Origin of the sequence: Antarctobacter aquimaris (assembly GCF_900184945.1) — a bacterium.
In the GTDB taxonomy this organism is placed as follows: Bacteria; Pseudomonadota; Alphaproteobacteria; order Rhodobacterales; family Rhodobacteraceae; genus Maliponia; species Maliponia aquimaris.
In genome coordinates, this window is sequence record NZ_FXYF01000001.1 from 276,815 (window position 1) to 299,596 (window position 22,782).

The window sequence follows — 22,782 nt, forward strand, 5'->3', positions numbered from 1 at the left end:
GACCAAAGAAAAAGGCGGTGCGACGGCACCGCCTTTTTTATTTGCTCCAGCTGCGCCCTTGGGGGGCTGCCGGGGTTTTTTTGGTTAACGAAAGCGCGGTGTTAGCGCTGTCAGGCCACCCAGCCCGACAGGTTTTCCTCGATCACCTGTGACAGCGCGTCGATGTGGGCGGCGTCGTCGTTCAGGCAGGGGATGTAGGTGAAGTGTTCGCCGCCTGCCTCTTCAAAGCTTTCCTTGATCTCTTCGTTGATCTCTTCGAGCGTCTCGATACAGTCGGCCGAAAAGGCCGGGGCGCAGACGGCGATGTGCTTCTTGCCGTCCTCGCGGGCGAGGCGCGCAACCTCTTCCACCGTGTAGGGTTTCAGCCATTCCTCGGGGCCGAATCGGCTCTGGAAGGTGGTGGTGATCTGCGTCTCGTCCCAGCCCAGCCGCTCACGCAGCAGGCGAGTCGTCTTCTGGCACTGGCAGTGGTACGGGTCGCCCTCCATCAGGTAGCGTTTCGGCACGCCGTGGTAGGAACAGACCAGGATCTCGGGCCGTGACTCGGCCGAGGCATAGGCGCGTTCGATCGACTGGGCCAGCGCCTCGATGTACATCGGGTGGGCATAGTAGGGGTCGACGACGCGGGCGGTCGGCTGCCATTTCTCCTGCATCAGCGCGCGAAAGAACTGGTCGTTCGCGGTGGCCGATGTGGCCCCGGCGTAATGCGGATACAGCGGAAAGAACAGGATCTTGCGGCAACCGGCCTCGGTCATCGCGCGGACCTTGGACTGGGTCGAGGGGTTGCCGTAGCGCATGCAGAAATCGACCATGACCTGGTCGCCGTAGCGTTCCGACATCTGCCAGGCGATCTTGGCGGTCTGGTTCCTGGTGATCGTCATGAGGGGGCTTTCGCCGGCCTCCTCGTTCCAGATCGACTTGTAATTCTTACCTGAGCTGAACGGCCGCTTGGTCAGGATGACCAGTTGCAGCAGCGGCTGCCAGAGCCAGGGCGAATAGTCGATCACCCGGCGGTCCGACAGGAACTCGTTCAGGTAGCGCCGCATCGACCAGTAATCGTAGTTGTCGGGCGTCCCGAGGTTGGCCAGCAGGATGCCGACGCGGCCGGGCGCGATCTTGGGGTGGTCGGCGGGGGCGTGGGCCGGCCGCACGGCCGTTTTCGTGACGTCGAGCATGGAGTTGGTCCCGGGATCTTCTCTTTTCCCGTAGGTATGGCTTTTCTGCATCGCGTCAATCTTTCAGCGGAGTTTCGGAGGTGCCCAGCGCATCGGCCAGCCTCTGCGCGGCCGATCCGGGGCGTAAGGGCTTTGGCTGCGAGGCGTCGGGCGCCCAGCCGGTCAGGGTGATGATCTCGAAAGTCGCCGACACGCGTCCGTCGGGCAGGGCGAAGTTCTCGCTGTAGATCTGTGCCGCACGCAGAAGCACGGCGCGGCGGGTGGGGCGGCGCAGGCGGGCGTGCAGCGCGTTCGTCTCACCCATGGCGCGCAGGTCGCGCATCAGGTGCAGGGCGCTGGCATAGCTCACCGTCAGCGGCGCCGATTCGGCCACCGGCAGGGCAAAGCCCGCGCGTTGCAACAGCGCACCCAGGTCGCGGATCTCGGCCATCGGCGCGACGCGGGGCGACAGGCCGCAGGTGACCTCGGTCTCGGCCTGCGCGAGGGCGGCGCGCAATTCGTGCAGCGTCTGCCCGCCCAGCGTCAGCGCCAGGCAGACCCCGTCAGGCCGCAGCGCGCGGCGGCACTGGATCAGCTGGCCCACCGGGTCATCGACCCAGTGCAGGCAGAGACCGTGAATGACGAGGTCGAGCGCGCCTTCGGTCAGGTCCAGCACTTCAGCCTCGGGGACCATCGTCGCCTCGGGAAAGCGCGGCGCCCAGACCTGCGGGAAAGGCGTGACCACCGCCACATCCGTAAACGTCCTGTTAACCATGGCCAGCCGATCCTGTGCATCGTCGGCGGCGGTTTCGTGCAGGAACAGCGCCTCGGGGCGTGCGCGGGCGCGGCGCAGGTCCAGGGCGTGCCGGTCGGTGAGACGGGGAGGCGTGGTCATATGCTGGCTCATAGGCTCTGGTCGGCGGGGATGCAAACCCTCGTGCAGCTGGTGTATCCGCCGCGCTGCCTGGGCTGCGGCGGCCTGGTCGAGACGGATTTCGGCCTCTGCGGTCCCTGCTGGCGCGAAACGCCGTTCATCTCGGGGCTGGCCTGCGACCTCTGCGGCGTGCCGCTGCCCGGCCAGTCCGACCGCGCCGAACTGTGTGACGACTGCCTGACCATCGCCCGCCCCTGGGCGCATGGCCGCGCCGCGCTGGTCTACCGCGACCGGGGCCGGCGCATGGTGCTGGCGCTGAAACACGGCGACCGGCACGACATCGCCCGCCCGGCGGCGCGCTGGATTGCGCGGGCGGCGCGTGACCTGCGGCGCGACGACCTGCTGCTGGTGCCGGTGCCGCTGCACGTCACCCGCCACCTGAAACGGCGCTACAACCAGGCCGCGCTGCTGGCCGAAGCGCTGGCCGCGGAACTGGACTGCCCCTGGTGCCCCGACGCGCTGGTGCGGCCCACGCCGACCCCACCGCTGGAAGGACACGGCCGCGAGGCGCGGTTTGCCACGCTGTCGGGGCGAATCACGCCGCGCGCGGGGCGGCGCGACCTGATCGCCGGCCGCCCGGTGCTGATCGTCGATGACGTCATGACCACGGGCGCGACGCTTGCGGCGGCAACCGAGGCCTGTCTTGACGCCGGCGCAACAGAGGTTTTCGTCTGCGTGCTGGCGCGCGCGGCCAAAGACACCTAAATCCATGGTCAACCGAAGCCATTCCGGAGGACCGAGGTGAAACCGGTCGAAATCTACACATCCCCGCTGTGCGGGTACTGCCACGCGGCCAAGCGCCTGCTGGACGGCAAGGGCGTCGACTATTCCGAGATCGACGTGATGCGCGAACCGCAGCGCCGGTCCGAGATGATGGACCGCGCGCGCGGCCGCCACACCTTGCCGCAGATCTTCATCGGCGAAACCCATGTCGGCGGCTATGACGATCTATACGCGCTGGAACGGGCGGGCAAGCTGGACGCCTTGCTGGCGGGCTGATGCGGGTCGCCCTCCTCCAGATGACCTCGTCGGACGACCCGGCCGAGAACCTCGCCACGCTGCGCGCCATGCTGGCCGAGGCCAGGGCGGCGGGCGCGGTTTTCGCGCTGTCACCGGAGGTGTGCAACTGCGTGTCGATGGACCGCGATCACCAGCATGCGGTCCTGCGCCCCGAGGCCGAAGACCCGGTGCTGGCCGGCCTGCGCGAGACGGCGCAGGCACTGGACCTCTGGGTGCTGGCGGGGTCGCTGGCGCTGAAGGCCGCGCCGCCGGAGACGCGTTTTGTCAACCGCTCGGTCCTGATCGGCCCGGACGGCGGGATTGCCGCGCGCTACGACAAGATGCACATGTTCGACGTGCAGGTGTCCGAGACCGAGACTTACCGCGAATCCACGGGCTATGCGCCCGGATCGCAGGCGGTGCTGGCGCGCACGCCGCTGGGGGCGATCGGCATGACGGTCTGCTACGATGTGCGCTTTGCCTATCTCTACCGCGCCCTGGCGCAGGCCGGGGCAGAGGTGCTGACCGTCCCGTCGGCCTTTTCGCCCGGTACCGGCCCGGCGCACTGGCAGCCGCTGTTGCAGGCCCGCGCGATCGAGACGGGCTGCTACGTGCTGGCGCCCGCGCAGACCGGCGAACACCGTGCCAGCACGGGCCGTCCGCGCCGCACCTGGGGGCATTCGATGGTGATTTCGCCCTGGGGCGAGGTGCTGCTGGATGCTGGCACCGCGCCGGGCGTCTTCTGCGTCGATCTCGACCTGGGCCAGGTAAGGGAGGCACGGCGCAAGGTGCCCGCGCTATCGCATGACCGCGCCTTCACGGGGCCCGCCGCATGAGCGACGCGCATGCGCTGGCGATCTCGCTGTTCAGCGAGCTTCTGACCGCGGACCAGCTGCTGCGCGCGCGCCTGACACGGGTGCTTCCGAACCGCATGGAGATCTCGCATTTCTCGGTGCTGAACCACCTCGCACGGGGCGGCGAAAAGACACCCGCCCAGCTGGCGCGCGCCTTTCACGTCACACGGGGCGCGATGACCAACACGCTGTCCAAGCTGGAGATCGCCGGCTACGTGCACATCCGCCCCGACTGGGACGATGCCCGCAAGAAGCTGGTTTCGATCTCGCCCGCGGGGATCGCCGCGCGCACTGCGGCGCTGGCGGCGATCACGCCGCTGATCGAGGAAATGATGGGCGACCTGGGCGAGGACCGGGTGAAAGCAGTCCTGCCCGTCCTGCGCGAGTTGCGGCTGCGGCTGGAGGGCCAGTAGGGGGCTCTGCCCCCTCGGCCTGCGGCCTCACCCCCCGTCTTCAGGCCGGTTTCAGCGCGGCGGTGACGTAGTTCACGCTCAGGTCGCGGTCCGACAGGCGCCACGACCAGCTGACCGGGTTGAAGACAAAGCCCTTGCGGTCCACCGGGTTCAGCCCGGCCTGTTGCAGCAGGCCATAGAGCTCATCGGGCGTGATGAACTTGGACCATTCATGCGTGCCCTTGGGCAGCCAGCGCATGACGTATTCCGCCCCGACGATGGCCATGGCAAAGCTTTTCGCATTGCGGTTGATCGTCGAGCAGACGTGCAGCCCGCCCGGCTTCAGCAGCTGGCGGCAGGCGGTCAGGTAGGCCAGCGGGTCGGCCACGTGTTCGACCACCTCCATGTTCAGCACCACGTCGAACTGTTCGCCCGCTTCGGCCATCGCCTCGGCGGTGGTGAAACGGTAGTCGATTTCCAGCCCGGACTGCGCGGCGTGGGTCTGCGCCACGGGGATGTTGCGCGGGGCGGCGTCCACGCCCACCACCTCGGCGCCCAGCCTTGCCATGGGTTCCGACAGCAGCCCGCCGCCGCAGCCGATGTCGAGCAGGCGCAGCCCCTCGAAGGGGCGCGACGCCGTCAGGTCACGGTCGTATTCGGCGGCGATCTGACTCGTGATATAGTCCAGGCGGCAGGGGTTCAGCATGTGCAGGGGCTTGAACTTGCCGTTCGGATCCCACCACTCGGCGGCCATGGCTTCGAACTTGGCGATCTCGGATGCATCGACGGTGATGGTCATGAACTTCCCCATGGTCTTTTGCCCTTTTGGGGCAATATAGGTAGGGCATGGACAAAATCCCGGGCCAAAAGCGCGCAGTGCAGTATCTATACCCCGCGGTTGACCCTTTCGATCAGCGCATGTTGCCGGTCGAGGGCGGCCATACCCTGTATGTCGAGCAGTGCGGCAATCCCAAGGGACAGCCGGTCATCGTGCTGCACGGCGGTCCGGGGGGCGGCTGCAGCCCGGCGATGCGGCGGTATTTCGATCCGCAGGCCTATCGCGTGGTGCTGTTCGATCAGCGTGGCTGCGGGCGGTCGCGGCCGCATGCCAGCGTCACGCACAACACCACCTGGGACCTGGTTGCCGACATCGAGCGGATCCGCGAGGCGCTGGAGATCGACGAGGCGGTGGTCTTTGGCGGCAGCTGGGGCGCGACGCTGGCGCTGGTCTACGCGATTTCCCATCCCGACCGGGTGCGCCAGCTGGTGCTGCGGGGCGTCTTCCTGATGACCCGGGCCGAGCTGAAATGGTTCTACGGCGGCGGCGCGGGGCAGTTCTGGCCGGAGCCCTGGGCGCGTTTTGCCGACATGATCCCCGAGAATGAGCGCGACGACCTGATCGCCGCCTATCACAAGCGGCTGTTCAGCGGCGATTTCGCGACCGAGACCCGCTATGCCCAGGCCTGGTCGGCCTGGGAAAACGCGTTGGCCTCGGTCTATTCGAACGGGCACGGCGGCGAGGCGCCGGGCGACTATGCCCGCGCCTTTGCCCGGCTGGAGAACCATTATTTCATCAACGACGGTTTTCTCGATGAGGACGGCTGGATCCTCAAGAACGTGCATCGCCTGGCCGACACGCCGGGCGTGATCGTGCAGGGGCGCTATGACATGATCTGCCCGCCGCGGCGGGCCTGGGAGCTGGCGCAGAACTGGCCCGGGGCGGATCTGCGCATGATCCGCAACGCCGGGCACGCCCTGTCGGAACCGGGCATCAGCGCCGAACTGGTCCGCGTGATGGACGACCTCGCTGCAACCATTGCGTGAGCCGGGGCCGTTACCGCCCAAACCTTCGCTTTACACACGGAAATCAGGCGTTAACGTGACTGAAAGCCAATAATGGATCGACAGGGATCTTGACGCCAGTTCTCAAAATCATCCTCCAGCGGCTTGCGCTGGGCCTTTTGACGTTGTTCATCGTGTCGATCGTGATCTTCACGGCGGTGAACATGCTGCCGGGGGATTTCGCCGAGGCGATCCTGGGGCAGGGCGCCACGCCCGAAGCGGTGGCGTCGATAAGGCGGGACCTCGGTCTCGATCAGCATCCGGTGACGCGCTACCTGGACTGGCTCGCCGGAGCCTTGCGCGGCGACCTGGGCAATTCCTTTGCCCAGGCCAACTTTGCCAGCTTCGTCGGCAACGACTCGGGGGTGCGGACCTCGGTGGCGCAGCAGATCGCGCCGCGCTTTGCCAACACCATGTTCCTGGCAGGGGTCACGGCGGCGATCGCGGTGCCCTTTGCGGTCACGCTGGGAGTGCTGGCGGCGCTCTACCGCAACTCGGTCTTTGACCGGGTCGCCAACGTGACGACGCTGACCTCGATCTCTTCGCCCGAATTCTTTCTCGCCTACATCCTGATCCTGTTCCTCGCGGTGCTGAACCCGGTTCTGCCCTCGCTGTCGAACATCTACGACGGCATGAGTTTCGGCGAGCGGCTGGAAAAGACGCTGTTGCCGGCACTGACCCTGACGCTGGTCGTGACGGCGCACATGATGCGGATGACGCGCGCCGCGATCATCAACCTGCTGGCCAGCCCCTACATCGAGATGGCGCGGCTGAAGGGGATCAAGCCGATGCGCGTGATCGTGCACCACGCGCTGCCCAACGCGCTGGCGCCGATCATCAACGTGATCGCGCTGAACCTGGCCTACCTGATCACCGGCGTCGTCGTGGTCGAGGTGGTCTTTGTCTACCCGGGGATCGGGCAGCTGTTCGTCGACAGCGTCAAGATCCGTGACATCCCCGTGGTGCAGGCCTGCTGCCTGATCTTTGCGGCCGCCTACATCCTGCTGAACCTGACCGCGGACATCCTGTCCATCCTGTCGAACCCGCGGCTGAGGCATCCCAAATGAACACGCTCTTGTGGATTGTCGCCGGTCTGGCCGCCTGTCTTGCCGCGGGCTGGATCCTGCGTTTCGTCGGGCAGAAGGCGACCGGGAACAAGCCGCAGTTCCGCGACATGCCGCTGGCCGTGGCCTTTGGCTACGTGCTGGGCGCGGCGGTGGTGGTGTTCGGCGTCTGGTTCTATTTCCAGCCGGCGGTGACCGAGCAGGGCATGCCGGTCGCCTCGGTGCAGTTCTTCCGCTGGGCGGTGCAGGGCATCGTCCTGAGCACGGCCGCGGCCTACGCGTTCCGCCTGCTGGGGCGGCACGCCGGAACCGCCGGCAGCCGCAAGCTGTTCCGCCAGATGCCGCTGACCGCCGCCTTTGGTCTGTTGGTGATCCTGGTCTATGCCGTCCTCGCGGTCTTTGCCCCGATCCTGGCGCCTCACGGTCAGGAACAGGTCTTTGCCCAGGCCAACGTGGTGCCGGGTGGCAACCCGGCGCTGGGCGGCAACCCGGATTTCCCGCTGGGCACCGACCAGATCGGACGCGATATCCTGTCGCGCCTGATCTACGGCGCGCAGAACACCGTGGGCATCGCCTTTGCGACCACGCTGATTGCCTTTTTCCTCGGTGGCTCGCTGGGGTTCCTGGCCGCGACGCTGCGCGGCTGGATGGACCAGGTGCTGAGCCGCGCGGTGGACGTGCTGATGGCGATCCCCTCGCTGATCTTCTCGCTGCTGCTGATCACGGTCGCCTCGGCCTGGGTGTCGGGTCTTGGCCTGACGGTGGCCATGGTGCTGATCATCGCGGTGATCGATTCGACCCGCGTGTTCCGCCTGGCGCGTGCCGTCGGCATGAACATCGTGGTGATGGACTACATCGAGGCGGCCAAGCTGCGCGGCGAGGGGCTGCCCTATCTCATCTTCCGCGAGGTCCTGCCCAACGCCACCGCGCCGCTGCTGGCGGAATTCGGGCTGCGCTTCTGTTTTGTCTTCCTCACGATCTCGGCGCTCAGCTTTCTCGGCCTCGGCATCCAGCCGCCGCTGGCGGACTGGGGCACCATGGTCAAGGACCTGTCGGCCTTCATCAACTACGCCAGCTTTGCCCCGCTGGCGGCAAGCGTGCCGCTGCTGGCCGCCGGTGCCATCGCGTTGCTGACCGTGGCGGTGAACTTCGTGGTGGACTGGATGTTGCAGCGGTCGTCGGGGCTGAAGGAGTGAGCCATGTCTGATCTGCTGGTCGAAATGCGCGACGTGCGGATCGAGGGCCGGTCCGACGAAACCTGGATGCCCATCATCAACGGCGTCGACCTGACCCTCAAGCGCGGCGAAGTGCTGGGCCTGATCGGCGAATCGGGGGCGGGCAAGTCGACGCTGGGCCTGGCCGCGATGGGGTTCTGCCGCGATGGCGTGCGGATCTCCGGCGGATCGGTCAAATTTGACGGCATCGACCTGCTGTCCGCCAGCGCCGACCAGAAGCGCCGCCTGCTGGGCAAGCGGATCGCCTACGTGGCGCAGTCCGCCGCCGCCAGTTTCAACCCGGCGCACAAGCTGATCGACCAGCACACCGAGGCGCCGGTTCAGCACGGCGTCGCGGGCAAGGCCGAGTCGGCCAAGGACGGCATGGAACTGTACCGCAAGCTGCGCCTGCCCAACCCCGAAGAGATCGGCTTCCGCTACCCGCACCAGGTTTCCGGCGGGCAGTTGCAGCGCGCGATGACGGCCATGGCCATGGCCTGCCGCCCGGACCTGATCATCTTCGACGAGCCGACCACCGCGCTGGACGTGACCACCCAGATCGAGGTGCTGGCCGCGATCCGCGAGATCGTGGACGAGTTCGACACCGCCGCGATCTACATCACCCACGATCTTGCCGTCGTCGCGCAGATGGCGGACCGGATCAAGGTGCTGCTCAAGGGCGACGAGGTCGAAGAGGCCGACACCCGCACCATGCTGACGCAGCCGAAGGAGGACTATACCAAGAGCCTCTGGGCGGTCCGCGCCTTCGAACGGCCGACCAAGCCGCCGGTGGCAACCGACTCGGTGCCGGTGATCTCGGTGCAGGGGGTGACCGCGGCCTATGGTTCGGTGGACGTGCTGCACGACGTCAGTTTCGACATCCACGAGGGGCGCACCGTTGCCGTGGTGGGTGAATCGGGGTCGGGCAAGTCGACGACGGCGCGGGTCATCACCGGGCTGCTGCCGCCGCGCATCGGCCGGGTCGAGCTGGACGGCCAGGCGTTGCCGCTGGACTACCGCAAGCGGTCCAAGGACCAGCTGCGCCAGGTGCAGATGATCTACCAGATGGCCGACACCGCGCTGAACCCGCGCAAGCGCATCGGCGAGATCATCGGTCGCCCGGTGGAGTTCTACATGGGCCTGACCGGCGCGGCCAGGCGCAAGCGGGTCGAGGAGCTGCTGGACGAGATCGAGATGCCGGCCGATCAATACTACGATCGGCTGCCGTCAGAGCTGTCCGGCGGGCAGAAGCAGCGCATCGGCATCGCTCGCGCGCTGGCGGCCGAGCCCAAGTTCATCATCTGCGACGAGGTCACGTCGGCGCTGGACCAGCTGGTCGCCGAGGGCATCCTCAAGCTGCTGGCCCGCCTCCAGGACCAGCTGAAGCTGAGCTACATGTTCATCACCCACGACCTTGCCACGGTGAAGGCCATCGCCGACGAGGTGGTCGTGATGAAGGACGGCAATGTGGTGGAACAGGGACCCAAGCGCGAGATGTTCAAGCCGCCGCACCACCCCTACACCGACCTGCTGCTGTCCTCGGTCCCGGAAATGGACCCGGATTGGCTGACGACACTCCTGCAGGAACGCGGAGTTGAAAACATAGGCGATGCCGCGGTCGGAAAAATGTCGTAAGACACCGACACAAGGAAAACGACCTGCCGGGCAAGAACGACGCGGCAGACGAACAACAAGGGAGACTGACCATGATGACACGGATTAGCAGACGCGGACTTCTCACCACCGGCGCCGCCGCCGGTGTTCTGGCCGCCAGCGGCCTGCCGCTGCGCGCCCAGGCCAAGCGCGGCGGACGGCTGCGGGCGGCGCTGTCGGGCGCCAACACCTCGGACAGCTGGGATGGCCGGACCCATTCCGACCTGTTCATGATCGCCTCTGCGCAGGGCGCGGTTTTCGACAGCCTGACCGAGGTCACCGCCGGGGGCACGCTGGTCGGCGAACTGGCGACCGACTGGGAAGCCAGCCCCGACGCCAAGGTCTGGACCTTCAACCTGCGCCAGGGCGTGACCTTCCACAACGGCAAGGCCTTCGGCGCGGATGACGTGATCGAATCGCTGCAACTGCACGTCGCGGAAGGCGCGAAATCGGCGGCCAAGCCGATCGTGTCCGCGATCACCGAAATGAAGAAGGTCACCGATCACCAGGTGCAGTTCACTCTCGAGGCCGGCAACGCCGACTTCCCCTACCTGCTGTCGGACTATCACCTGCTGATGTACCCGGCCGGCCAGATCGAGGAAGCCATCGCCAAGGGCATCGGCACCGGCCTCTTCAGCGTGGTCAGCTTCGAGCCGGGCGTGCGCATGGTCGCCAAGCGGGTGGACAGCCACTACAAGGGCGATGCCGCCGGCTACTTCGACGAGATCGAGTACATCGCGGTGAACGACAACACCGCCCGGATGAACGCCCTGCTGACCGGCCAGGTCGACGCGATCAACCGGATCGACTTCAAGACCGAGGCCCTGCTCAAGGCCAACCCGATGGTGCGCATCCAGGAAGTGACGGGCAACCAGCACTACACCTTCCCGATGCTGACCAACGTCCCGCCCTACGACAACGTCAACGTGCGCCGCGCGCTGAAATACGCGATCAACCGCCAGGAGATGGTCGACAAGATCCTGCAAGGGCACGGCATCGCGGGCAACGACACGCCGATCGGCCCCGCCAACCAGTACTACGCCGCCGACCTCGAACAGCTGACCTACGATCCCGACAAGGCCAAGTTCCACCTCAAGGAAGCGGGCATGGACTCGCTGGACATCAACCTGTCGGTATCCAACGCGGCCTTCGAGGGCGCGGTGGACGGTGCACAGCTCTACCAGGCCTCGGCCAAGGTCGCCGGCATCAACATCAACGTGGTCCAGGAGCCGGCGGACGGCTACTGGTCGAACGTCTGGCTGAAGAAACCGTTCTGCGCATCCTACTATTCCGGCCGCGCCACCGAGGACTGGATGTTCTCGATCGCCTACGAGGCCGGCGTGCCGTGGAACGACAGCCAATGGGACAGCGACGACAGCGCGCGCTTCCAGGAACTGCTGCTGACCGCCCGGGCCGAGCTGGACACCGCCAAGCGTCGCGAGATGTACACCGAGATGCAGATGATCCTGCGCGACGATGGCGGCGTCATCATCCCGATGTTCGCCAACTACGTGCAGGCGGTTTCGAACAAGGTGGTCTCGCCCGACAAGGTGGGCAACCTCTGGCAGATGGACAACGCCCGCATGGCCGAGCGGTGGTGGATGGCCTGAGCCATCCCGTCCCGGGCCTGTCCCGGGACCTCGCGAAATCGGAAACGCCCCGCACGATGTGCGGGGCGTTTGTCTTGAGCGACGGAATGAACCCCGCCCCATGCCCGTGTCAATCCGTCGTCTGCCGGCCATGGCCACCATGACACCGGCCCGCATCCCGGTCCGGCAGGGGCGGCGAACCCCTCCCTTCTTTGGTTTTCCAAATACCTCGGGGAGCGCGAGGGGCTGGCCCCTCGCCTGCGCCCGTTGTCAGAGCACGTAGCGGCTGAGATCCGTGGAGCGGGTCAACTCGCCCAGGTGTTTCTCGACGAACTCGGCATCTACCGTGACCTTGGCGCCGGCGCGGTCCGGTGCTTCAAAGCTCAACTCTTCGAACACCCGCTCCATCACCGTGTAGAGACGCCGCGCGCCGATGTTCTCGACGCTGGTGTTCACCTCGGCGGCGATCTTGGCCAGCGCGGCGATGCCGTCCTCGGTAAAGCCGACGGTGACCTCCTCGGTCGCCATCAGCGCGGTGTACTGGCGGGTCAGGGCATTGTCCGTCTCGGTCAGGATGCGGACAAAATCGTCCTCCGTCAGCGCGCGCAGGTTCACCCGGATCGGCAGGCGGCCCTGCAATTCCGGCAGCAGGTCCGACGGCTTGGCGATGTGAAAGGCGCCCGAGGCGATGAACAGGATATGGTCGGTCTTGACCGGCCCGTGCTTGGTGCTGACGGTCGTGCCTTCGATCAGCGGCAGCAGGTCGCGCTGCACGCCTTCGCGGCTGACATCGCCGCCGCGGACGTCCTGGCGGCTTGCCACCTTGTCGATCTCGTCGAGGAAGACGATGCCGTTCTGCTCGACCGCCTCCAGCGCCGCCGCCTTGACCTGCTCGTCATCCAGCAGCTTGTCGGCCTCTTCCTGGATCAGCACCTCGTAGCTTTCCGCGACGGTCAATCGCTTGCGGGTGGTGCGCTGGCCAAAGGCTTTGCCGAAGAGATCGCCGAGGTTCATCATCCCCATGCCGCCACCGGGCTGGCCGGGAATGTCCATCATCGGAAAGGGCGAGGCGGTTTCCGCCACTTCCAGCTCGATCACCGTGTCGTCCAGTTCCCCGGACTTCAGCTTGCGGCGGAACATCTCGCGCGTGGCCTCGCGGGCATCGGTCCCGGCGATGGCGGTCACGACCCGCTCCTCGGCGGCCTTGTGGGCGCGGGCCTTCACGTCCTCGCGCATCTGGTTGCGGGTGTCGAGGATCGCGGTGTCCACCAGGTCGCGGATGATCTGTTCGACATCCCGGCCGACATAGCCGACCTCGGTGAACTTGGTCGCCTCGACCTTGATGAAGGGCGCCTTGGCCAGCTTGGCCAGGCGGCGGCTGATCTCGGTCTTGCCGACGCCGGTGGGGCCGATCATCAGGATGTTCTTCGGGTAGACCTCGTCGCGCAGGTCGTCGGCCAGCTGCTTGCGCCGCCAGCGGTTGCGCAGGGCAACGGCGACGGCGCGCTTGGCGTCCGACTGGCCGATGATGTAGCGGTCAAGCTCCGAGACGATTTCGCGGGGGGTGAGGTCTGTCATGTCGGTTGATCCTGGTGCCCAAAATTCCGGGGGGAATTTTGGTAAGAATTTTCGAAAATTCTTACCCGCCGAGGGTTTCGACGGTCAGATTTCCATTGGTATAGACGCAGATGTCGGCGGCGATGGCCATGGCGCGGCGGGCGATCTCTTCGGCGCTGCGCTCGCTGTCCATCATCGCGCGCGCGGCGGCGAGGGCAAAGTTGCCGCCCGATCCGATGGCCGCCACGTCATGCTCGGGCTCCAGAACGTCGCCCGCGCCGGTGATCACGTAGAGCTCGCGCCCGTCGGTGACGATCAGCATGGCCTCCAGCTTTTGCAGGTATTTGTCGGTGCGCCAGTCCTTGGCCAGCTCGACACTGGCGCGCTGCAACTGACCCGGCGCGGCCTCCAGCTTTTTCTCCAGCCGTTCCAGAAGGGTGAAGGCGTCGGCCGTCGATCCGGCGAAACCGCACAGCACCTCTTGCCCGCCGGGGGACAGGCGGCGCACCTTGCGCGCGGTGCCCTTGATGACCGTCTGACCCAGGCTGACCTGCCCGTCACCGGCGATGACCACCTGTCCGCCCTTGCGGACGCCGATGATCGTGGTGCCGTGCCAGCCGGGAAATTCGTTGGACATGAGCGCGCTCCTTTCCGGTTGTCCCCGGATATGGACCCTGACGGCACAAACGACAAGGGCGCCCGCAGGCGCCCAAGTGCATCGCATCCCGCCAGAGGCGTCAGATCGAATCGTTGATCCAGCTCTGCAGCGCGGCCTTGGGGCGGGCGCCGGCGAGGTTGGACACGGCCTTGCCGTCCTTGAAGATGAACAGCGCCGGGATGCCGCGCACGCCCATCTGGGCCGGGGTGTTCGGGTTGCTGTCCACGTCCACCTTCACGATCTTGACCTTGCCCTTCATCTCTTCGGCGATTTCTTCGAGGGCGGGGCCGATCTGGCGGCAGGGACCGCACCATTCGGCCCAGAAGTCGACGACGACGGGAATGTCGGAATTCTTCACTTCGGCGTCGAAGGTGGCATCGGTGACGGCAACGGTGGCCATGGGATTCTCCTGAGCGTTGGGGCAGCGTGTCAGGGACAGGAACGTATGGGCGCCCCTCGACCCCGTCAAGATGCGGGTGTCAGACCGAGCGCTTGTGTCACAAGATCGTGCGACAGCGGCATGTAGTGGGCGGTTGCCGTCCAGACCAGCGCGGTGTCGATCCTGCGACCCGGGTAGACCTGTGCCAGCGCGGCGGCGTAGGCCCCCATCTGTCGCAACAGCCCCTCGGGGACCTCGTCGGGCGTGGCGGGCACCGTGCGGTTGGACTTGAAGTCGACCGCCGTCACCCTGTCGGGGGTGACGATCAGCCGGTCGATGATGCCGTGAATGCGGCCCAGCCCGGGCAGGTCGGCGGAGACGGGCACCTCGGCCAGCGCATCGGGGGCAAAGACCTGTGGCAGCGCGGTCAGCACGGTCAACGCCTCGTCGCGGATCGTCGGCAGCAGGTCGGTCACGGCGGCAAGATCCGGGTCCTGCGCAAGTTGATCCACCAGCGCACGGGCGGCTTCGGCGCGGCGCGCCTCGGGCAGGGGGGCGAGGTTTTCCAGCAGGTGATGCAGCGCGGTCCCCCGGGCGGTGGCGCGCTCGGTGGTGTCGCCCTCGGCTCCGGGAAGTGCCTTGGCGCCGCCAAGGTCCGAAGGCGTGCGGGGCTTGACCGCAGGCATCGGCTCAGGGGCGGCGCGGGTCAGCGGCTCCGGCAGGACCGGCGACGCCTGCGCAGGGCGCGCGCGGTCCTCGAAGGGCAGCGCGGACCAGTCCGCCTCGCCCAAACGCATCCCGATACCACCGCCCAGATCGCCGAAGTCGTAGGCTTCGCGCTCTGCCCCGGCCCCGGTCATCCCGCGCGCGACCTTGTCGTACCAGGCCTCGCCCGAGGATCCCAGGTCCCCCGCCGCCGTGACGATCAGCCATTTCTCGGCCCGGGTCATGGCGACGTAGAGCAGCCGGTCTTTTTCCTGCGCGGCCTTCGCCTTGGCCGCCTCCAGCGCGTCGCGCTGACGGTGCGGCTGGGCGTCGCCGGGGGCCTTCCAGACCGCGCCGGCCTCGTCGGTCAGCAGGCTGTCGCGGATCTTGGTATCCGGCGCGCCGCAGTCCGGCAGCAGCACGATGGGCGCCTCCAGCCCCTTGGCCCCGTGCACGGTCATCACCCGCAGCGTCTGCCCGGCGCTGTCGGGCGCACGCTTGATCCGCAGGTTGTCCGAGCGTGCCCATTCCAAAAAGCCGGTCAGCGAGGGCACGGCGGTCTGCTCGTAGGCCAGCGCCTGTTGCAAGAGCGCGTTCACGCCGTCCTCGGCCTCCGGTCCCAGCTGTCCGATCAGGCGGCGGCGGCCGTCGTGGCGGGTCAGGATGCGTTCGATCAGGTCGTAGGGGCGCAGGAAATCGGTCTGCCCGCGCAGGTCATCCAGCACCGCCAGCACCTGCGGATGCACCTCGCGCCGGGCGCGCAGCACCTCCCAGAGGTATTTCTTTCCGCGTCCCTGTGCGAGGGTGTAAAGCTCCTGCTCGGTCAGCCCGAACAGCGGTGAACGCAGCGCGGTCGCCAGCGACAGGTCGTCCTCGGGCGTGGCGAGAAAGTTCAGCAGCGCCACGATGTCCCGCACGGCGAGTTCGGCCATGACCTTCAGCACGTCCGCCCCGGCGATGGGCAGGCCCTCCTGTTTGCAGGCGCGGATGATCTCCTTGAACAGGCGCTGGCGTTTCTGCACCAGGATCAGGAAATCGCCGGCCTGCACGGGTCGGGCGCGGTAGGTGCCGCTGTGCCCGATCTCCTCGGGCAGCGGAGTCCGCGCTTGAATCGTCTGGCGGATGAACCGCGCGATGCGGGCGGCAAGGACAACCGTATGATGCCGCGCGCCGGGGCGGTCCACCGGTTCGTCCCAGGGGCTGTCTTCCTCGTCCTTCACCGGCTCGACCACGGGCCAGAGGTCCACGCGCCCCGGCATCCTTTCCTTGAAGGCACGGTGCTTCTGATCGACGAAACCCGACTCCTGCGCGCCGTCAAAGGTGGTGTCCACCAGCCGCAGGATCGGCTCGGCCGAGCGGAAACTGTACTCCAGCCCCATCGACACCAGCGGCGCGTCGGTCCGGGCCAGCCGCGCGGCGAAGTCCTCGCGCATCCGGTCAAACTCGGACGGGTCCGCGCCCTGGAAGGAATAGATCGACTGTTTCTTGTCCCCGACGACAAAGATCGTGCGCCGGGTGTCCGCCCGCGCGCCCTGGCCCGAGGTGAACTCCTGCGCCAGCCGGTCGATCACCTGCCATTGCACCGGCGAGGTGTCCTGCGCCTCGTCCACCAGGATATGGTCGATGCCGCCGTCCAGCCGGTACAGCACCCATTCCGCGACGCCCGCGTCGTTCAGCAGGTCACGGGCGCGGGTGATCAGGTCGTCAAAGTCCAGCCAGCCGCGCCGCTCCTTTTCGCTGTCATAGGCAGCAAGGAAGACCTCGGCAAAGGCGTGCAGGGCGATGTCGCGGCGCACCGCGTCCAGCCGGCGCTGCATCTCGACCGACTCCTCGACCCGCGCGGCCAGCTGGTCGAGCTGGTCGAAAGCGGCGGGCGCGGCTTCGCGGGATTTCTTTGTCCCCAACCGCTTGAGCACCGTGCCGGTCTTGGTCAACACCGCGTCTTGCAGCAGGCCCAGACCGGCAATGTCCGGTCCCGTGACCAGTCCCAGTTTCTCGGCCAGCGAAACGTCGGTCGTGGTGCCCTCTTTCAGCACGGGAACCAGCGCGCCGATCAGCGCCGCCTCGGACCCGAGAAAGACACGTCCCAGCAGGGCGGCCTCATCCTCGCCCGGCGACAGGCCATAGGCGGCGCGAATATCGCCCTCGCTGCGTGGCGGCAGAAAGGCGTCGCGCCGTCGGCAGACCTGCGCGGTCAGCGTCTCGGTGTCCTCGCCCGACACGTAGGGCGCGATGGCCTGCAACAGGCGCGCGTCCGGCCCTTCGGCGATGCGGTCCAGCACCTCGGCGCGCAGCAGTTCGGCGGCGCGCTCTTCCATCTCGGTGAACTGCGGGCTGACCCGCGCCTCCAGCGGGAACCGCCGCAGCAGCGAGGCGCAGAAGGAATGGATGGTCTGGATCCGCAACCCGCCCGGCGTCTCGATCGCGCGGGCGAACAGGGTGCGCGCCTCGCGCAGGAACGCGGGGTCCAGCTGCTTTTCCACGCCCAGCGCCTGCAATTCGTCGTGCAGGACCGATGCGTCTAGCATGGCCCAGCTGCCCAGCCGCCGGAACAGCCGGTTCTGCATCTCGGTCGCGGCGGCCTTGGTGTAGGTCAGGCACAGGATGTGCGAGGGGTCGACCCCGTCCAGCAGCAGCCGCGCCACCCGGTCGGTAAGAACCCGCGTCTTGCCCGATCCGGCGTTGGCCGCCAGCCAGGTGGAATGCCAGGGCGCTGCGGCGTCGACCTGCCGCTGGGTGGCCTCGTCTCTCATGTCAGCTCCTGTTTCACCGGCGGGTCGGTGACCTCCCATTCGCCGTGGCGCGACAGGTGATCATAATCGGCGGTGTCACTGTCCTTTTGCAGGGCGCGGCGGGCGCTGTAACCCGTTTCGGCCTGGGCATAGCGGGCGATCAGGCGGGTGAACTTTTCCCAGACCTCGTCGGGCGTTTCCTCGTCCAGCGGGGCGTCGACCTCGTCGGGTTTGCTGGGCTGCAAGGAGATGAAGACCGCCCGCGCCACGTGTTTCGGCGCCAGCGGGGCAAAGCCGCCGCGCAGCAGCATCGCCGCCTCCAGCAGCAACTGCTTGTCAAAGCTGGTCTGTTCCTTCTTCGACGGCGCGGCGCCGGTCTTGTAGTCGTAGAGATGCGCGTGGCCCTGCGCGTCAAGGTCGATGCGGTCGGCCTTGGCGGTCAGGATGAAACCCAGCCCGGGCAGGTCGGTCTTGCCTTTGATCTCGAAATGGTTTGCGACGGCGAGCGCCTGGCGCGCGTGTTCTGTGTCGACGAACCAGTCGCTTATGCGTGCCATGCGGGCCTGCCACAGCGCGCGGATGGTGGGGAAGGGCACGTTGCCCGCGTCGCCGATGATGTTGCGGGTGATGTCCAGCAGCGCGTCGGGCGTCAGGCGGGCGGGGTCCTCCAGCGTGGCCTTGACGAAGGTCTCCAGCACCTCGTGGGTGAGGATGCCGCGCATCAGCGCGTCCGGCGCCTGCATCAGCGGATCGAGCGGGCGCAGCCCGAGGACGTGTTTGGCGTAGATCGCGTAGGGGTCGCGGATCAGGCGCTTGATCTCGGTCACCGAGAGGCGCCTGGGCCGCACCTCGGTCGGGGGCGCGGGGGAGGGGCGCGGCGCGGGCGGCGCGGCGATCGGCGTCTCGGACACCCCTGCCAGCGCCAGCCAGCGGTCGCCGCGCGCGCGCATCTGGTCCAGCGCCTCTGGCCCCTCGCGGCCGGGCAGGCCCTGCATCAGGTTCGTCAGCCGGTTCAGCCAGCGCGAGGGCACGGTTTCCGCCTCGTCGGATTTCAGCGCGCGGGTGAACCAGACTTCGCGCGCGCCTGCGGCCTGCTGGAAGTCGTGCGCGGACAGGCCGATCCGCCGTTCCGGCAGCAACAGCCCCGCCTTGGCCCTCATCTGCCGGTTCAGCCAGGGGTCCGCGCCGGGCAGTTCCGGCCAGCTGCCTTCGTTCAGGCTGCCCAGGATCAGCAGGTCCGCATCCATCACCCGCGCCTCGAGCGTGCCCCAGATCAGGATGTCGGGATGCGGCGCGTCGCGGTCGCGGACCTCCTCGCGCGACATGAGCGCGCCCAGCAGGTCGGCAAAGTCGCGGGCGGTCATGTCGGCGCCGTGCGCTGCCTCGCGCGCCAGCCCTTGCAGCGTGCCGTTCAACTTGCGCCCGGCCGCCTCCTGCCACAGCCCGCCCGATCCGTCGGCCCCCGGACCGGCGCAGATCGCCTCGGCCAGGTGCAGCAGGTCCGCGACCCAGTCGGCCAGCGGCCGCGTCCCGGCGCGGTTTCGGTCGCAAAGATGCCCGGCCACCCACTCCGCCCAGTCGCCACGTCCGACCGTCGCGGCCCAGGCCTGTAGGGTGCCGGGCTGCGGGTAGGGCATCCCGGTCTTGCGGATGAACAGCTCCAGCTCGCGCGTGGCCAGCAGGTGCGGGCCACGGTCGGCGCCGGAATGGCACAGCGGATGCTTGAGCAGGGTCAACAGCATCTCGGCGCTGAGGGGCGTGGAGAACAGCTCGGCCACATGGCGCAGTAGGCGGCCCGGTGGCGTCAGCTGCGCGGGGGTGCCGGCGCTGTCGTCGGGCAGGATGCCCCAGCGGTCCAGCGCCGAGGTGACGCGCCGTGTCAGCATCCGGTCCGGCGTGATGACGGCGGCGCGTACCCCGTCCTCGACCGCCTGGCGCAGGCGCAGGGCGATGGCCAGCGCCTCGTCGCGCTGGGTGGGGGCCTCCAGCAGGGTGACGTCCTGCATCGCCTGCGGCAGCGGCGGGAGGCCGGGGCCTTCGGACAGCCACTGGTGCGTCACGGGCGCGGGGCGCAGCGCCAGCGACAGGGTGCGGTTGCGCGCCGGGCTGGGCGGCGACGTGTCGGTCCAGGGACGGACATCCTCCGGGCGCAGGTCCAGCGCCCGCAGCAGCCGGGTAAAGCGGAACTGCGGATGATCCTCGCCGGTCAGCGGATCGTCGAGCTGCTCCCAGACCGCCTGTGGTGTGTCGAAATCGAAGCCGGGCAGGATCACCGCCCCCTGCGGCAGCTGCGCGACGGCGGCCATGAAGGCGGCGGTCGTGCCGCGCGATCCGGTGGAGCCGGCGACGAGGATCGGATGCGCGGGCGGGGTCTGCGCCCACAGCGCCAGCCGATGCTCCAGCGCGCGGCGGGCAAAGGCCTGCGGATCGGGCGCGCTGTCCGCCTCGAAGAAGATCTGCACGATCTTGAGAAAGGCCAGCGCACGTTGCCAGTGGCCGGACTGGTCGCTGACATCCAACGTCATGATCCGTTCGGGCGGCACCGCCTCGCCCTGCATTTCCTCCAAGAGCCCGGCCAGGCTGTCGGCCAGGTCAAACAGCGCGGCGCGCGGCGCAAGCTCGGGTGCCTTGTCGAGCAGGCCGGAGACCAGCTGCGTCAGCTCCAGCCGTCGCCGCAGCGGCGGGATCGGCGCGGGCAGGGCGGCGCGGGTCAGCGGATCGGCCAGGTCGGTCACAAGGCGGATCTGCGGCAGCAGGCAGGCCGGCCCCGCGTCGAACACCGCGCGCAGTCGGCGCGCCATGCGGTCGGCGTTGACGTGGATCTCGACCCGGGCGAGCGCCTCGGGCGGGGCGTCACCCATGCGCGCACGCAGGCCCGCCACGACTTCGGCGCCGAAATCGACACCGGGCGGCAGGGCAAAGACGCGCGGTCCGGGGGTGTCAAACATCCAGCATCCTCTCGGCCAGCGCGATCCCCTCGGGGCGGCCCACGTCGCACCATTGTCCGGGGTAGGGCAGGCCGTAGAGGCGGCCCTTGTCGGCCTGCGCGTTCCACAGGCGGTTCAGCGAAAACACCGGGTCGGGGATCTGGGCCAGCCCTTCGGTCCGCAGGATCTGCGCGCCGGAGTAGACGAGGTCGCCGCCCCGGTGCAGGCGTCCTTCGGCATCGAGGCTGAAGTCGCCACCGCCCTGCCGTCCGATGGCGCGCTCCAGCGGCACGCAGAGCAGCAGCGCGTCCATCTGGTCCGGCCGCCAGGCCGCGCGCAGCAGGTCCAGCGGGTTCGGTCCCTTCCAGATCGCATCGGTATTCAGGGTGTATACAGGAACTGTGCCCAGCAACGGCAGGGCGTTGCGCAAGCCGCCGCCGGTATCCAGGATCTCGGGTTGTTCGACCGACACACGCACATCGGTGCCGTGCAGGTGCGCGACGATCTGGTCGGCGTGGTAGTGGGCGTTGACGACACGCGTGGGGATGCCTCGGGTCAGGTCGAGCGCATGGTCCAACAGCGCACGCCCCGCGACCTTGATCAAGGGTTTCGGACGGTCAATGGTCAGCGCCCCCATGCGGGTGCCAAAGCCGGCGGCAAACAGCATCACGGCGTCGGGCATGAGGCTTTCAGTCTTTCCAAGTGGTTGGCGTCAGGGGGCGGCAGGTCCGTCAGAAGGTTCCTGATCGGGGACAACGCGGGATGGGCCAGGTCGGTTTGCAGGTGACCCCAGACGCGGGGGATGAGGTCGATGTAGCGCGGTTTGCCCCGGGTCGCGGCGAGGCGGGCAAAGACGCCGAGAATGCGCAGGTTGCGCTGGGCGCCCAGCACGCAAAGCGAGGCACGGAACGGCGCCTCGGGCAGATCGGTGGCGGCAAGGTAATGGGCGATGCAGGCCTCGCGCGTGTCCGGTGACACGTCGCGCCGCGCGTCCTCCAGCAGGGACACCAGGTCATAGGCGCGGTGGCCTTGCAGAGCGTCCTGGAAATCCAGCAGCCCGGCTTGGGCCGCGCCGCTGCGGTCGGGCAGAAACAGGATGTTCTCGGCGTGGTAGTCGCGCAGCACCATGACATCGGCGGGCAGGGCGTGCGCCATTAGCAGCGGGACAAAGGCTTCGGCGACCCGGGGCAGCAGGTCGGGCGCCCGCGTGTAGTGGATGAAGGCCAGGTCGGTCATCGTGGCCAGCCGCTCGGGGCTGGCCAGCGGCAGGCCCTTGGGCGGCGGAAAGCGGTGCAGCGCGACCAGCGCGTCGGTGGCAAGCTGGTAGAGGTCCGCCTCGGTTGTTGGATCGGTGGCAAGGCGGGCGATCAGCCCGTCGCCAAGATCCTCGATCAGCAACTCACCTGGGGCCTCGGCCAGGATGCGCGGTGCGCTGAGGCCAATCCCGCACAGGTGCCGTGCGAGGCGGGCAAACAGCGCGGTGTCGCCTTCTGGGTCGATCATGTGGATCGCGGTGCCGCCGTCGCGGAACAGGCGCCAGTAGCGGCGGGCCGAGGCATCGCCGGCCAGCGGCTCAACCCGGGCGTTGTCCCAACCGGCCTGATGCAGCAGCGCGCTCACGCGGCGTGTTCCGCCAGAAGCGCGTCCCAGCGCGGCGCGATCCAGTCCAGCGTGAGGTGCCGGGCGTCTTCGTCCGCGCCATCCGCGAAATTGAGATGCAGCGCCTCCGCCGGGGTCAGGTCGGCCAGGCGGTCCGGCCATTCGACCAGGCAGATCGCCGTGTCAAAAGCCTCGGCCAGGCCCAGTTCGACACAGTCGTCCGGGCCGGCCAGGCGGTAGAGATCGGCGTGCCAGAGCTCACCCGCCCGCGTGTCGTAGACCTGGACCAGCGTGAAGGTGGGCGAGGGCACGTCCTCGGGCACGTCCATCAAGGACTGGATCAGGCTGCGGGCGAAATGGGTCTTGCCGGCGCCGATGCCGCCGGACAGCAGCAGCACGTCGCCGGGCCGCAGGCCCGAGCCGATGCGCCGGGCAAAGGCCGCGGTCGCCTCGGGCGAGGGCAGGGGCAGGACGGTGTGGCGGGCTGTCATGGGCGCGAGGATACAAGCGCCGCGCGCCGCTGCAAGCCG

The 22,782-nt window shown here is 68.0% G+C and carries 20 protein-coding genes; 9 read left to right on the top strand and 11 right to left on the bottom strand.

What is annotated here, in order from left to right; genetic code table 11:
- Positions 1-110: 110 nt before the first annotated feature.
- Positions 111-1,175 carry a ferrochelatase gene (hemH, locus tag MAA8898_RS01265; RefSeq protein ID WP_094019451.1) on the bottom strand — a complete coding sequence of 355 codons (1,065 nt, stop codon included), beginning with the start codon at positions 1,173-1,175 and terminating at the stop codon, positions 111-113.
- A gap of 55 nt (positions 1,176-1,230) precedes the next feature.
- Positions 1,231-2,049 (bottom strand): methyltransferase domain-containing protein, encoded by an 819-nt coding sequence (locus tag MAA8898_RS01270; RefSeq protein WP_094019152.1) that lies wholly within the window; start codon positions 2,047-2,049, stop codon positions 1,231-1,233.
- On the opposite strand from MAA8898_RS01270, the gene MAA8898_RS01275 reads away from it, so the two are divergent.
- The 4 genes from MAA8898_RS01275 to MAA8898_RS01290 are packed head-to-tail and all read left to right on the top strand — an operon-like array spanning position 2,050 to position 4,354.
- A complete protein-coding gene (locus MAA8898_RS01275) occupies positions 2,050-2,793 on the top strand; it encodes a ComF family protein (protein ID WP_245853206.1) in 744 nt (247 codons plus the stop codon).
- Positions 2,794-2,829: 36 nt separating this feature from the next.
- Positions 2,830-3,087, top strand: coding sequence for a glutaredoxin 3 (grxC, locus tag MAA8898_RS01280; RefSeq protein ID WP_094019153.1), 258 nt, complete (start codon positions 2,830-2,832; stop codon positions 3,085-3,087).
- Complete coding sequence (locus tag MAA8898_RS01285; RefSeq protein WP_094019154.1) at positions 3,087-3,923, top strand: carbon-nitrogen hydrolase family protein; 837 nt, start codon at positions 3,087-3,089, stop codon at positions 3,921-3,923. The genes grxC and MAA8898_RS01285 overlap by 1 nt, the downstream gene beginning before the upstream one ends.
- Positions 3,920-4,354, top strand: a complete 435-nt coding sequence (locus MAA8898_RS01290) for a MarR family winged helix-turn-helix transcriptional regulator (protein ID WP_094019155.1) — start codon at positions 3,920-3,922, stop codon at positions 4,352-4,354. The genes MAA8898_RS01285 and MAA8898_RS01290 overlap by 4 nt, the downstream gene beginning before the upstream one ends.
- Positions 4,355-4,394: 40 nt before the next feature.
- Here MAA8898_RS01290 and ubiG read toward each other — a convergent pair whose 3' ends face one another.
- Positions 4,395-5,132 carry a bifunctional 2-polyprenyl-6-hydroxyphenol methylase/3-demethylubiquinol 3-O-methyltransferase UbiG gene (gene ubiG / locus MAA8898_RS01295; RefSeq protein ID WP_094019453.1) on the bottom strand — a complete coding sequence of 246 codons (738 nt, stop codon included), beginning with the start codon at positions 5,130-5,132 and terminating at the stop codon, positions 4,395-4,397.
- A gap of 47 nt (positions 5,133-5,179) precedes the next feature.
- On the opposite strand from ubiG, the gene pip reads away from it, so the two are divergent.
- The 5 genes from pip (at position 5,180) to MAA8898_RS01320 (ending at position 11,716) form a co-directional block, all read left to right on the top strand.
- The gene (pip, locus tag MAA8898_RS01300) at positions 5,180-6,157 is read left to right on the top strand and encodes a prolyl aminopeptidase (protein WP_094019156.1); all 978 of its coding nucleotides are present in this window, start codon (positions 5,180-5,182) and stop codon (positions 6,155-6,157) included.
- Positions 6,158-6,246: 89 nt separating this feature from the next.
- A complete protein-coding gene (locus MAA8898_RS01305; RefSeq protein ID WP_094019157.1) occupies positions 6,247-7,242 on the top strand; it encodes an ABC transporter permease in 996 nt (331 codons plus the stop codon).
- Positions 7,239-8,435 carry an ABC transporter permease gene (locus tag MAA8898_RS01310; RefSeq protein ID WP_094019158.1) on the top strand — a complete coding sequence of 399 codons (1,197 nt, stop codon included), beginning with the start codon at positions 7,239-7,241 and terminating at the stop codon, positions 8,433-8,435. The genes MAA8898_RS01305 and MAA8898_RS01310 overlap by 4 nt, the downstream gene beginning before the upstream one ends.
- Positions 8,436-8,438: 3 nt before the next feature.
- Positions 8,439-10,088, top strand: a complete 1,650-nt coding sequence (locus tag MAA8898_RS01315) for an ABC transporter ATP-binding protein (protein WP_094019159.1) — start codon at positions 8,439-8,441, stop codon at positions 10,086-10,088.
- A 74-nt stretch (positions 10,089-10,162) separates the two neighbouring features.
- Positions 10,163-11,716 (top strand): ABC transporter substrate-binding protein, encoded by a 1,554-nt coding sequence (locus tag MAA8898_RS01320; protein ID WP_094019454.1) that lies wholly within the window; start codon positions 10,163-10,165, stop codon positions 11,714-11,716.
- Positions 11,717-11,965: 249 nt separating this feature from the next.
- On the opposite strand, the gene hslU is transcribed toward MAA8898_RS01320, so the two are convergent.
- The 8 genes from hslU to tsaE form a co-directional block, all read right to left on the bottom strand.
- Positions 11,966-13,273, bottom strand: coding sequence for an ATP-dependent protease ATPase subunit HslU (gene hslU, locus MAA8898_RS01325; RefSeq protein WP_094019160.1), 1,308 nt, complete (start codon positions 13,271-13,273; stop codon positions 11,966-11,968).
- A 61-nt stretch (positions 13,274-13,334) separates the two neighbouring features.
- Complete coding sequence (hslV, locus tag MAA8898_RS01330) at positions 13,335-13,889, bottom strand: ATP-dependent protease subunit HslV (protein ID WP_094019161.1); 555 nt, start codon at positions 13,887-13,889, stop codon at positions 13,335-13,337.
- A 100-nt stretch (positions 13,890-13,989) separates the two neighbouring features.
- Positions 13,990-14,310, bottom strand: a complete 321-nt coding sequence (gene trxA, locus MAA8898_RS01335; RefSeq protein ID WP_094019162.1) for a thioredoxin — start codon at positions 14,308-14,310, stop codon at positions 13,990-13,992.
- 65 nt (positions 14,311-14,375) lie between these two features.
- A complete protein-coding gene (gene addA / locus MAA8898_RS01340) occupies positions 14,376-17,747 on the bottom strand; it encodes a double-strand break repair helicase AddA (protein ID WP_094019163.1) in 3,372 nt (1,123 codons plus the stop codon).
- Complete coding sequence (gene addB, locus MAA8898_RS01345) at positions 17,744-20,674, bottom strand: double-strand break repair protein AddB (RefSeq protein WP_094019164.1); 2,931 nt, start codon at positions 20,672-20,674, stop codon at positions 17,744-17,746. The genes addA and addB overlap by 4 nt, the downstream gene beginning before the upstream one ends.
- Positions 20,667-21,335 (bottom strand): nucleotidyltransferase family protein, encoded by a 669-nt coding sequence (locus MAA8898_RS01350; RefSeq protein WP_094019165.1) that lies wholly within the window; start codon positions 21,333-21,335, stop codon positions 20,667-20,669. Before MAA8898_RS01350 ends, addB begins: the two co-directional genes overlap by 8 nt.
- Positions 21,320-22,273: an aminoglycoside phosphotransferase family protein gene (locus tag MAA8898_RS01355; RefSeq protein WP_094019166.1), complete on the bottom strand. Its 954-nt coding sequence runs from the start codon at positions 22,271-22,273 to the stop codon at positions 21,320-21,322. Before MAA8898_RS01355 ends, MAA8898_RS01350 begins: the two co-directional genes overlap by 16 nt.
- Positions 22,270-22,743 carry a tRNA (adenosine(37)-N6)-threonylcarbamoyltransferase complex ATPase subunit type 1 TsaE gene (gene tsaE / locus MAA8898_RS01360; RefSeq protein WP_094019167.1) on the bottom strand — a complete coding sequence of 158 codons (474 nt, stop codon included), beginning with the start codon at positions 22,741-22,743 and terminating at the stop codon, positions 22,270-22,272. The genes MAA8898_RS01355 and tsaE overlap by 4 nt, the downstream gene beginning before the upstream one ends.
- Between the last annotated feature and the right edge of the window lie 39 nt (positions 22,744-22,782).